General features: G+C 48.3%; 7 protein-coding genes, 15 tRNA genes and 1 rRNA gene. 21 read left to right on the top strand and 2 right to left on the bottom strand.

Features of this window, described 5'->3' with window-relative positions; genetic code table 11:
- Positions 1–25 precede the first annotated feature (25 nt).
- Together rrf and ACYVUV_RS06380 are read left to right on the top strand one after the other, a co-directional pair.
- A 5S ribosomal RNA gene (gene rrf / locus ACYVUV_RS06385) occupies positions 26–142 on the top strand.
- 108 nt (positions 143–250) lie between these two features.
- Positions 251–1,126, top strand: coding sequence for a TrmH family RNA methyltransferase (locus ACYVUV_RS06380; RefSeq protein ID WP_484499190.1), 876 nt, complete (start codon positions 251–253; stop codon positions 1,124–1,126).
- 41 nt (positions 1,127–1,167) lie between these two features.
- Here ACYVUV_RS06380 and asnB read toward each other — a convergent pair whose 3' ends face one another.
- Positions 1,168–2,760 (bottom strand): asparagine synthase B, encoded by a 1,593-nt coding sequence (gene asnB, locus ACYVUV_RS06375; protein WP_439775571.1) that lies wholly within the window; start codon positions 2,758–2,760, stop codon positions 1,168–1,170.
- A 529-nt stretch (positions 2,761–3,289) separates the two neighbouring features.
- Between asnB and ACYVUV_RS06370 the strand changes: the two genes are divergently transcribed.
- From ACYVUV_RS06370 to ACYVUV_RS06290, 17 genes are all read left to right on the top strand, one after another.
- A tRNA-Asn gene (locus ACYVUV_RS06370) sits at positions 3,290–3,362 on the top strand.
- 3 nt (positions 3,363–3,365) lie between these two features.
- Positions 3,366–3,439 (top strand) — tRNA-Pro (locus ACYVUV_RS06365).
- A 13-nt stretch (positions 3,440–3,452) separates the two neighbouring features.
- Positions 3,453–3,524, top strand: a tRNA-Gly gene (locus ACYVUV_RS06360).
- A gap of 29 nt (positions 3,525–3,553) precedes the next feature.
- Positions 3,554–3,627, top strand: a tRNA-Arg gene (locus tag ACYVUV_RS06355).
- Positions 3,628–3,629: 2 nt separating this feature from the next.
- Positions 3,630–3,702 (top strand) — tRNA-Val (locus tag ACYVUV_RS06350).
- A 3-nt stretch (positions 3,703–3,705) separates the two neighbouring features.
- Positions 3,706–3,777: transfer RNA gene (locus ACYVUV_RS06345), tRNA-Glu, on the top strand.
- 41 nt (positions 3,778–3,818) lie between these two features.
- Positions 3,819–3,906, top strand: a tRNA-Ser gene (locus ACYVUV_RS06340).
- Positions 3,907–3,915: 9 nt separating this feature from the next.
- A tRNA-Met gene (locus tag ACYVUV_RS06335) sits at positions 3,916–3,989 on the top strand.
- 3 nt (positions 3,990–3,992) lie between these two features.
- Positions 3,993–4,066, top strand: a tRNA-Asp gene (locus ACYVUV_RS06330).
- Positions 4,067–4,072: 6 nt separating this feature from the next.
- Positions 4,073–4,145, top strand: a tRNA-Phe gene (locus ACYVUV_RS06325).
- 8 nt (positions 4,146–4,153) lie between these two features.
- Positions 4,154–4,235, top strand: a tRNA-Tyr gene (locus ACYVUV_RS06320).
- A 4-nt stretch (positions 4,236–4,239) separates the two neighbouring features.
- Positions 4,240–4,310 (top strand) — tRNA-Trp (locus tag ACYVUV_RS06315).
- 13 nt (positions 4,311–4,323) lie between these two features.
- Positions 4,324–4,396 (top strand) — tRNA-His (locus ACYVUV_RS06310).
- Positions 4,397–4,425: 29 nt separating this feature from the next.
- Positions 4,426–4,496, top strand: a tRNA-Cys gene (locus ACYVUV_RS06305).
- A 28-nt stretch (positions 4,497–4,524) separates the two neighbouring features.
- Positions 4,525–4,609, top strand: a tRNA-Leu gene (locus ACYVUV_RS06300).
- Positions 4,610–4,970: 361 nt separating this feature from the next.
- Positions 4,971–6,590 carry a peptide ABC transporter substrate-binding protein gene (locus tag ACYVUV_RS06295; protein WP_439775924.1) on the top strand — a complete coding sequence of 540 codons (1,620 nt, stop codon included), beginning with the start codon at positions 4,971–4,973 and terminating at the stop codon, positions 6,588–6,590.
- A gap of 89 nt (positions 6,591–6,679) precedes the next feature.
- Complete coding sequence (locus ACYVUV_RS06290) at positions 6,680–6,922, top strand: hypothetical protein (protein WP_439775923.1); 243 nt, start codon at positions 6,680–6,682, stop codon at positions 6,920–6,922.
- Positions 6,923–6,980: 58 nt separating this feature from the next.
- Here the strand turns inward: ACYVUV_RS06290 and ACYVUV_RS06285 are convergent, their stop codons facing one another.
- Positions 6,981–8,942, bottom strand: a complete 1,962-nt coding sequence (locus tag ACYVUV_RS06285; protein WP_439775922.1) for an EAL domain-containing protein — start codon at positions 8,940–8,942, stop codon at positions 6,981–6,983.
- A 355-nt stretch (positions 8,943–9,297) separates the two neighbouring features.
- On the opposite strand from ACYVUV_RS06285, the gene ACYVUV_RS06280 reads away from it, so the two are divergent.
- Both ACYVUV_RS06280 and pstC read left to right on the top strand, forming a co-directional pair.
- On the top strand, positions 9,298–10,182 hold the full coding sequence (locus tag ACYVUV_RS06280) for a phosphate ABC transporter substrate-binding protein (protein WP_439775921.1): 885 nt from the start codon (positions 9,298–9,300) through the stop codon (positions 10,180–10,182).
- A gap of 19 nt (positions 10,183–10,201) precedes the next feature.
- Positions 10,202–11,110, top strand: coding sequence for a phosphate ABC transporter permease subunit PstC (gene pstC, locus ACYVUV_RS06275; RefSeq protein ID WP_439775920.1), 909 nt, complete (start codon positions 10,202–10,204; stop codon positions 11,108–11,110).

Here is an 11,110-nt window from a genome sequence, read left to right as displayed (position 1 = left end):
TTTGAGCGTGCAAGCTCAAAGAGAGTGCGGTGGCAATGGCAAGAAGGATACACCTGTTCCCATGCCGAACACAGCAGTTAAGCTTCTTAACGCCGAAAGTAGTTGGTGGGAAACTGCCTGCGAGGATAGGAAGCTGCCGCGCGAGACAAGAGTCAGACGGAAGTCTGGCTCTTTTTGTTTTCTATAGTAAAATAGGTGAGAGTGTAGAGATTAAGTACACTGGTAAAAGCACGAAGAAAGATATAAAGACATGGACAGAATTGACAGAGAAAATAATCTGATCAGAGTTAAGGCATTTGATGATCCCAGACTGAAGCTGTTTACGGACTACAATGAAGCCCAACTCTTTCACTACTATGAGCCAGAAGCTGGTATTTTCATCGCTGAGAGTCCCAAAGTAATCGAACGGGCAATTAGGGCTGGCTATGAGCCAATCGCCATGCTGGTGGAGGAAAAGGCCTTAGAACGTGATTTGGCAGACTTTGACCGGGAGCTGGCCGCTAACCACGATCACTTGCCTGATTTTCCGATCTTTATTGCCAAATCAGAGCTTTTGCGCCAGCTGCCAGGCTATAATCTGCTTCGCGGCGCCATCTGTGCTTTTAGAAGAAAAAAGCGGCCAAGTCTGGTTGAATTTGCCGCTGCCTTGCCCAAGCATGCCAGAGTTGGGGTCTTAGAGAGCGTCGTTAATCCGACCAATGTCGGGGCCATTTTCCGCTCAGCCGCCGCTCTAGGCATGGATGGGGTCTTGATCACGACAGACTCTAGTGATCCTTTATACCGGAGAAGTGGCCGGGTCAGCATGGGGACGGTCTTTCAAGTACCTTGGACTTATCTGGATCAAACCCTTTGGCGGGAAAAGGGCGTGGCCAGCTTGCAGGAATTGGGCTTTAAGACCGCGGCTATGGCTTTAAGAGACAATACGGTTGACATTGACGACCCGGTCTTAAAAGAAGCAGACCGTCTGGCTGTAATTCTGGGTTCTGAAGGACCAGGCTTATTGCCGCAAACGATCGCTGAGAGCGACTATACGATCAAGATTCCGATGGCTGAAGGGGTGGACTCTTTAAATGTTGCTGCTGCTAGTGCTTTAGCCTTTTGGGAAGTCAAAAAAGGACTGGATTAGCTTCCAGTCCTTTTTGTTTTTATTTTATTTTTCTTTTTTCCTTATTCACCACTGGCCCCGTAGTTGCTGAGAACCCGGGCACTTGGATCCATAACTCCTTCCAGGCTCTTCCAGCTTCTGTTTGGCATCCAGTAGTCCTTGATCCAGTCAGCCTTGCCAGGGTAGAATTCTTCAAAAATATCCCGGTAAAGAAGAGATTCCTTGGTAAATGGAGTCCGGTATGGGTACTTTTCGCCGGCTTTTGCCAGGTCTTCATCGCTGTACTTGCTTTCAGCGTATTCCTTAAGGTCATCTACCATGGAGTGGCCCACGGCGTCGCTGAAGGCTGCTTTTTCCCGCATAAGGATGTCGCGGGGCAGCCAGTCGCCTTCTTCAAAGGCCTTCCGGAGCAAGTACTTGCCCTTGTGGTAGTGGTTCATCTTGAGATCTGGGTCAACACTCATGACATAGTCGACGAATTCCCGGTCAGCGAAGGGTACTCTGCCTTCCAAGGAGTTGGCAGAAATGCAGCGGTCAGCCCGCAGCACGTCGTACATATAGAGCTCTCTAAGGCGCTTGGCTGCTTCTTTTTGGAATTCTTCCGGGCTTGGAGCGAAGTCAGTGTACTTGTAGCCAAAAAGCTCATCAGAGCATTCACCAGTCAAGATGACCTTCAAGTCAGTCGTTTCGTGGATCTTCTTGCAAAGAATGTACATACCGATTGAAGCCCGGATGGTGGTAATGTCCCAAGTTTCCAAAGTGTAGATGACTTCTCTTAAAACGCCCAGCACATCTTCTCTGGTCATAATGAATTCCGTGTGGTCAGTCCCCAGGTAGTCAGCCACTTCCCGGGCATATTTAAGGTCGATCGGGTTTTGGTCCATCCCAATGGCAAAAGTTCTGATCTTGGTGTCAGGCTGCAGGCGGGCAGCGATAGAGCAGACGAGGGAGGAGTCAAGCCCTCCTGAAAGGAGGTAGCCGACTGGGGCGTCTGAGGCCAGGCGCTGGTCAACTGATTCAACCAACAGGTCATGAATCTTGTGAGTCGCGGCCTCAAAATCATCAGTGCTCATCTTCGGCGTAAGGTCTGGCTCATGGTAGGCGACGATCTTTTCCCCATCATAGTAGTGGCCAGGCAGGAAGGGGTGAATCTCGCTGCAGAGGTCAAGCAGGTTCTTGCCAGTTGAAGCGAAAGCGATCTTGCCTTCTTTTTTGGTAATGCCATAAAACATGGGCCGGATGCCGATGATGTCTCTAGCCGCGTAAATTGTCTTTGAGAGGTGGTCATAAAGGACGAAGGCAAATTCCCCATCCAGCATTTTAACCATCGTCTCGATCCCGTATTTGCGGTAGAGGGGGATCAGAACCTCGCAGTCGCTGCTGGAAGTAAATTCGTAGTCAGTTTCCAGGTTCTTTTTCAGTTCCGGGTAGTTGTAGATTTCCCCGTTGCAGACCAGGGTGCAGTCCAGGGTTTCAAAAGGCTGCATCCCGCTTTCCGTCAAGTCCATGATGGCCAGGCGGTTGAAACCGAAAGTTATGTCTCTTTCATCAAAGACCCTGGTCATGTCCGGCCCCCGGTCCTGGCACTTGACCAGGGCTTCGTCGAAGGTCTTCAAGTCAAATTCTTTGGAGTCGATAGCTAAAAATCCGCACATGTTTGCTGCCTCTTTCTAAGCAAAAAATAATTTAAGCAAGTAAAAATTGCTGTTTAACGAAAAAAGGGTCGCCAAGCAAAGAAAAAGCCCTTCGCTCCCCAGTCAGGGACGAAAGGCTTTGTTCCGCGGTACCACCCAAATTGCTCTGTCAATAGAGCCAGCTTCTTGAGCACAGTTATGCTCATCCGGCGGTAACGGACCAGAACCGGCCAAGTCTACTGGGCAGAAGCCTTTCGGTTGGCAGCTGAAAAAGTGTTATTCAAGGAGGGCAGAGCCTGCTGAATTTCCACTGTCATCAGCTCACTGGAGGTTGCCCGCCTTTACTCGTCTTTTTATGGCTTGCTTTTTTAATTAAGATCTATTGTAAAACAAATGAGAGAAAAATCAAGTCTGAATTAAAATAATTTTAAAAAGATAAGTGAGAAAGGCCTTGCAAGAAAGATTTTGATTTTTTCTCCGAAAAGTGTTGACATTTTCCCTAAGCCCTGTAGAATATTAATTGTTGCGTCGCCGAGATGCAAAAGAAAATTCCGCCTTAGCTCAGTTGGTAGAGCGCTTGACTGTTAATCAGGATGTCGTCAGTTCGAGTCTGACAGGCGGAGTATCGGGAAGTGGCTCAGTTTGGTAGAGCACCTGGTTTGGGACCAGGGGGTCGCAGGTTCAAATCCTGTCTTCCCGATCAAGAGATATACGCGGAAGTAGTTCAGTGGTAGAACATCACCTTGCCATGGTGGGGGTCGCGGGTTCGAATCCCGTCTTCCGCTTAGCATCAAGCGATGCTTAATTGAATAATGCACCCATAGCGCAACTGGATAGAGTGTCTGACTACGAATCAGAAGGTTGTAGGTTCAAGTCCTACTGGGTGCATCGGAGGATTAGCTCAGCTGGGAGAGCATCTGCCTTACAAGCAGAGGGTCACAGGTTCGAGCCCTGTATCCTCCATCTGGCCCGTTGGTCAAGTGGTTAAGACACCGCCCTTTCACGGCGGTAACATGAGTTCAAATCTCGTACGGGTCATTGCCGGAAGGCAAGAATTGAATATTTTCTATCCATCATCTGGAGGATTACCCAAGTGGCTTAAGGGGACGGTTTTGAAAACCGTTAGACGGGGCGACTCGTGCGTGGGTTCAAATCCCACATCCTCCTTTTTATTATCGCGGGATGGAGCAGTCTGGTAGCTCGTCGGGCTCATAACCCGAAGGTCGTTGGTTCAAATCCAGCTCCCGCAATATGGTCCATTGGAGCAGTGGTTTATCTCGCCTCCCTGTCACGGAGGAGATCGCGGGTTCAAATCCCGCATGGACCGTTTGATGGCTCGGTAGCTCAGTTGGTAGAGCAATGGATTGAAGCTCCATGTGTCGGCGGTTCGATTCCGTCCCGCGCCATTGAAAATGGAGGAATAGCGAAGTGGCTAAACGCGGCGGTCTGTAAAACCGCTCTCTCTGAGTTCGGTGGTTCGAATCCACTTTCCTCCATAATAGGGATATAGTTTAAAGGTAGAACTACGGTCTCCAAAACCGTCGGTGTGGGTTCAATTCCTACTATCCCTGTTAAGAAAATATGGCGGTATTGGTGAAGTGGTTAACACACTGGTTTGTGGATCCAGCATACGTGGGTTCGATTCCCACATACCGCCCTAGCCGAAGGGCAGAAAAGAATAATCGTGGCGGTGTAGCCAAGTGGTAAGGCAGAGGTCTGCAAAACCTTAATCGTCGGTTCGACTCCGATCCCCGCCTTAGGCTTAACGGCCAAGTAGAATAGCATGGCGGTGTGGCGGAATTGGCAGACGCGTCAGACTCAAAATCTGGTGTCCATTACGGACGTATCGGTTCGACCCCGATCACCGCTATAATTTGGAGCGACTCTGAGGAGGCGCTCTTTTTTTGCTTTCATTTGCAAGAAAGTTATGAAAGAAACTGCTTTTTATCCTCTTTTTGCCAAAAGGGCTTGCATAAAGCTGAAAGTGTGTTAGTATAGTAAGCATATTAGGAAGAACGATTTTTATTTAGAAAGGAGCAAATAGCATGACTCAAGCTGGTATCAATACTTGCAGGCTTGGCGGTGTCGTTGGTAAGGCGAGCCGACCTTTGTCATGTTTTTGCTCTTAAGCAAAATTCTTGAAAAATCTTCAAGCAGCACGGCTGTGAGATTTTTTCTGTTCGCGCCAATGGCATCGTTAACTGGAAACTGTTAATTGTTTATGCGAGGTATTGGAATTGAACAAGGGAAAATCTTTATTGGCTGGTGCTGCTGTTTTGTTTTCTGGGGCGTTTTTGACGGCCTGCGGGCAAAGCAAGGGAGCAAGTGAAAAGCAGGTGCTGAACTGGATGACTTCAGCGGAAATCATTACTATGGACCCATCTAAGGCAACTGACACGACTTCTTTCACTCAGATGGAAAACACCATGGAGGGCCTGTATCAGTTAGGCAAAAACAACCAGGTCAAAAATGCCCTGGCGACTAAGGCAGTTCAAAGCAAGGACGGGCTGACCTGGACTTTTGCTTTGCGTAAAAACGGCAAGTGGTCAAACGGGCAGGCGGTTACCGCTAAAGACTTCGTCTACTCCTGGCAGCGGACGGTTAATCCAAAAACCGCGTCCCAATACAGCTATATCTTCTCCGGCATCAAGAACGCTGACGCGATCGTGGCAGGGAAGAAGTCGCCGGCCAGCCTTGGCGTAAAGGCTATTGGCAACTACAAGCTGCAGGTCAAATTGGAGCACAAACTGCCATATTTCAAGCTCTTGATGGCCTTCCCGGTCTTTTTCCCGGAAAACCAAAGCGCTGTTGAAAAATATGGCAGCAAGTATGGCACTTCTTCCAAGACCACTGTTTTCAATGGGCCATTCATTCAAAAAGGCTGGACTGGGGCCAACCTGTCCTGGAAGATGGTCAAGAACAAGAACTATTGGAACAAATCGGCCGTCAAACTGTCTCAGATTAACTTCACGGTTGAAAAGTCACCGTCGACTGCCTACAACCTTTACCAGGATGGCAAGCTGGACACGGCCATTTTGAGCGCCCAGGCGGCTAAAAACCTGCAAAAGCAGGCCGGCTACGTGATCAGAAAGAACAACGGCACGACCTACATGCAGTTCAATACCAAACTGGCTAAATTTAAGAGCACCAAGCTCCGTCAGGCAGTGTCCATGGCGCTTGATCGGCAGGCCCTGGCTAAGACCCTGGGCGGCGGCTTTACCGGTGCGACGACCTTTACCGCGGCTGATATGACCAAGGTAGACGGGCAGGACTTTACCCAGCTGGCCCAGGATAAGACGACCAAGCAAATCACCAGCTACCACAAAAAAGCCGCTCAGACGGCCTTTAAAGCGGCTCTCAAGGACTTGAAGCTGAAGAAGTTATCCTTCACCTTGCTGACGGCTGATGACGACAGCTCAAAGGCAATTGGCGAATACATCCAAAGTGCTTTGGAAACGGCTTTTGGCAAACAGATTTCCGTCAAGGTGCAGAGCTTGCCGACCAAGTCCCAGTTTGCCAAGATGGACAGCGGCAATTTTGAAGCCTGCGTGAGCGGCTGGAATGCTGACTTTGCCGACCCAATTTCATTTTTGGACTGCATGACTTCGACCAACAGCTACAATTCCGGCAAGTGGTCAAACAAGCAGTATGACCAGCTGATCGCTAAGTCAAAGACTGTTTCTTCATCCAAGCAGCGGATGCAGCTTTTGGCCAAGGCGGAAAATATCTTGATGACCGACCAAGGGGTAACGCCGCTGGTTCAATCCGGCAGTGCCTGGATGCTGAATAGCAAGGTCAAGGGGCTGATCTACAACGGCAGCTACTACTTCGAATTCGCTTATTTGCAGTAAAGGAACAGGTAGAACGATTGCCAAAAAGGCTTGCTTTTGTTAAACTGAGGTCAGAAATAAAAGACTTTTGCAAACAGGGGGAGCAAAAAATGAAGGACTCAAATTCATTCGTTTATAATGTTTGGCTGATCATTCTGTTGGTTGCGGCTTATGTTTGGCCGATCTTCGGGATAGTGCCGGCTATTTATCTCTTTATCAAGCGAAAGGACGAACAGTTAAATCAAATGCAAGGCTGGATTACTCTGGCCTTGATCTGGCAAATCGTCCTCTGGCTGCTTTTGATCTTGGCCGTGGTTTGCTTTGTCGCTGTTGCTGCCGGCTCTGGTAAATAGTAATTGAAAAATAAACATGTAAAAACCGCTAGTCACGCGACTAGCGGTTTTGTCTTGCCTATAAATAAGCTGCCATTTTCTTGTAAAGGTCATCTAGAGGAACTGGTGGGCTGAAAAGGAAACCTTGGGCTAGATCACAGCCGGCTTCTTTAAGAAAGTCGAATTGCTCCTGGGTTTCAACCCCTTCACAAACGGTTTTGATGCCTAATTCTTTAGCCATCCGGCAGATGTTGGCAACGATTGTTTTGGACCGGTCGTCGAACTTCCGGAGGAAGACCATGTCGATCTTGATGACGTCGAAATTATAATCTTTGAGGACGTTTAAGCTGGAATAGCCACTGCCAAAGTCATCCATCCAGACTTGATAGCCCAAGTCGTGGAAGCGCTGGACGGCTTCAACCATAGCCTGGCTGCCATTAAGGGCACTTTCGGTAATTTCGATGTGCACTTGACTGCGGCTGAGTCCATATTCGGCGACCGTCTGCTCAATTTTTTGGTAAATATCGCAGGCTTCTAAGTCTGTTCTAGAAATGTTGAAGCTGATCGGGAAAATCTCTCTTCCTTCTTCCATTAACTTCTGAGTATCCCGGCCATAGCCTTCCAAAACATGGCAGTCGACCTTGTAGACTATCTGGTTTGCTTCCAGGGCCGGAATAAACTTGTCTGGTGAAAGAAAGCCGTAAGCCGGGTCAATCCAGCGCGACAGCGCTTCGCATTCGGCCAATTTCATGGTCCTAATGTCAATCAAGGGCTGATAGTAAATCTTGAGCCAGTTGTCCTGGCAGGCTTGATCGATATTTTCCAAAACATGAACCCGGATTTCATCGGCTTTGGCCAATTCATCATTATAGACACCGATTACATCTGTTGTATCTTTGACAGAGTTTAAGGCGCTGCCTGCTTGGTCGAGAACATGAACCAGGTCGGTAGTGCGCTGGCGGCGCAGAAGCTTGCTGCTTGGCGTAAAAGGCGCCAGGCCAACCTTAAAAAGGAGTGTCTCACCTCTGCTTCCAGTAGCAATATCTTGGGCAATAGAGAGGAATTTTTTCTCTTCATCTCCGACGATTACGCCGATAAAGTGGCTGCCGCCGCTGCGAACGATAGCAGTTTCAGGAAAATTTTCTTTTAACTTGCGATGAACCTGCTTGAGCAGGTTGGTCCCGGCCTGGTAGCCGTTAGCCAGGTTGTAGTCATGCAAATTGACCAGGGAACTGTAAAAAATGAACAAATCTTTGTTTTGGGGCAGCTGCTTGATAATATCGTCAGAATGTTCCAAAAAGTAGTAAAGATTCTTGGAACCAGTTAAGGGATCATCGCTGTATTTTTGCAGGTAGTTTTCATAGCGTGTAATGCTGAAAATATTATACTTCATGAACACGATGTACATGATGCAGGAAATCAGGGCTAAAATGCTGACCACGTAGCCGATGGGGGTGGGCATTGCCGAGTTGCTGCCGTCAAGAAACATGCGGGGAAATTCAGCCTGGGCAACAACCAGGACCATGCAAAGCAGGGTAGACCAGAAAAAACGGCTGTCTTCAGTGATTACGGTATGTTCCTGGCTGATGTAGAGAATTTCCTTTCTAAAGAGGAAGTACAGGCCAAGAGTTAAAAGAATGGTGAAGAAGTCCCATTGCCAATCTTGATTGGCCAGAAGAGAGGATATTTCGGCGGCAATGACAAATTGACAGTAGGTGAAGAGGGCCACGGAAGCCTTCTTATTTATCAAGCGTTGATAAAGGGCAATGACCAAAAGCAAGGTCAAAAGGATGAGGCTGGTTGCCAAAAAGAAGTCGCTCAAAGCATTGAAACTAAGTATGGGACTCAATTTTTGGTAGAGCCAGACGGTCATGATCATGGACGTGTTTAATGACAGAAGGAAGGCTCCAAGACTTTTGCCAATCCGTTTAGGGATGGTTTCTTCTTTAAAAAATAACTGATCACTAATCAAGGCAATTAAAAAAGCTTGCAGGAGAAAAGTGTGATTGCGGGAATAGAAGGCTGAAAACCAGGCTAGCATGTGTTTTTCCTCAAATAATATCTTTATTAACAGAACTGTTTACATATAGATTTTAACATATATTTCTGTCCAAAGTGGATGGCAAATTGGCCTTTTTTAGTAAAGTTAAATTCGTGTAAAGGCGGCCGGAAAAGGGATGTAAGCGCTGCTATTTCGCAGTGTAAAAAATAAGTTAATTAAGCAAAATAAACTGAAAAAGTTAAGTGGGGCCTTGCGAAAGCTTTGAAATTTTGTTAAGAAACTGCCGTGGCTTTAGATAAATTAAGTATTTTACATTGATTTAACAATCATCACTGAATGCATTTAACTTGCCTCCATTAAGATTGAATCAGTAAGAATTCAAGGAGGAATAAACATGTCACGCAAAAAAACCAAAGTCGCTATTGTTGCGCTTGTTTTGCTGGCAATCGTCACCGGCTGCGTAATCGGCAGCTCCAAAGCTGATACCAAGGGAGTTTCCGGGACAGTCAACATCGCCGGGTCATCCGCCCTTCTGCCTTTAGCGCAGAGCGCGGCCAAGACTTTCATGGACCAGAACCCGGACAGTGTCATCAACACTAACGGGGGTGGGTCCGGCCAGGGGCTGCAGCAAGTTTCTGACGGTACCATCGACATCGGGGACTCAGACTTGTTCGCTGAAGAAAAGCTGGATAAGAAGTCAGCCAGCAAGCTGGTTGACCACCAGGTGGCCATTACCGCGATTGCCCCAATCATTAACAAGGATGCTGGGGTCAAGAACTTGACCACTGAACAGCTGATCAAGGTCTTCACTGGCAAGGTAACCAACTGGAAGCAGGTCGGCGGCAATGACTGCCAGATCGTTCTGGTTTCAAGACCATCTTCATCAGGTACCCGGGCAACTTTCGAGCAATACGCTTTAAAGAAGCACGCCAGCCAGTCCAACCAGTCTCTGGAAACTGACGACTCAGGTACTTTGATTCAAATGATCCAAAGCGTTCAAGGCTCAATTGGCTACGTGTCCCTGTCATACCTGACTGGTGACCCGCAAGTTGGCATCGTATCAATTGACGGCATCAAGCCGACGCTGAAGAACGTTTACAACGGCAAGTACACTGTCTGGAGCTATGAACACATGTACACTAAGGGCCAGCCAAAGGGTGCTGCCAAGGCATTCTTGAAGCAGATGCTCAGCAAGGAATATGGTAAAAAGATCGAAGCCATGGGCTATGGCTTAGCATCCAAGCTGACGGCTGCCGCTAAAGCCACCCGTACAAAGTAAGAAGGAGAAATAAGGCATTATGGACAAAGTAGTTCAAAAAGCAATTGCCAGCGATAAGCGCTGGCGCGCGGTCTACATCGCCTGTGGTCTCTTGATCGTTGCTTTGACTCTTCTGATGGGGGCCTTCCTGCTCTACCAAGGCAGCCAGACCTTCCTCAAGGCTCATCACAGCGTTTGGGAGTTCCTGTTTACCAGTGATTGGGCACCACTTGACAAGACCGGCATGTTCGGGGGCAAAGTCGGGGCTGCTATTTACATCGTTGGTTCCCTGGAAACCTGCTTGCTGGGCTTGATCATCTGCCTGCCATTTGCTATCGGCTCAGCCGTTTACATGACCGAAATCTCACCGAAAATCGGTGAAAGATTCTTCCGTCCAGCTACTGAAATCTACGTCAGCATCCCATCCGTTGTTTATGGTTGGTTTGGCCTGACCAAGCTGGTTCCTTTGATCAGAAACATCTTCCACCCGAAGATGGGCGGTTTCTCAGTCCTGGCAGCCTCAATCGTCTTAGCCATCATGATCTTCCCAACGATCACTACTGTGGCCGCTGACGCCATCAAGGCGGTGCCAAACAGCTACAGAGAAGGGGCATACGGTTTGGGTGCCACCCGCTGGCAAGTCATCGGCAAGGTTGTTTTGCCAGCCGCTTCTGGCGGTATCTTAACCGGGATCATCCTGGGTCTGGCCCGGGCAATCGGTGAAGCTTTAGCCGTAGCCATGGTTATCGGTAAGACCCGATCATTTGCAACGAGTCTTTTGTCACCAACCAGCAACTTGACCAGTGCAATCGCCGCCGACATGGGTAACACGGCCCAGGGCGGGGAATACAACTTAGCTCTGTGGTCAATGGCCCTCTTGCTCTTCATCATCTCAATCGTTTTGATCGTCTTGATTCACAAGCTTGGCAATGGAAAGAAGGAAAAATAA

It is taken from the genome of Lactobacillus sp. WILCCON 0149, from assembly GCF_057197965.1.
Note: the sequence above shows the minus strand (reverse complement) of the source record. Positions and strands in the feature narration are given on the sequence as shown.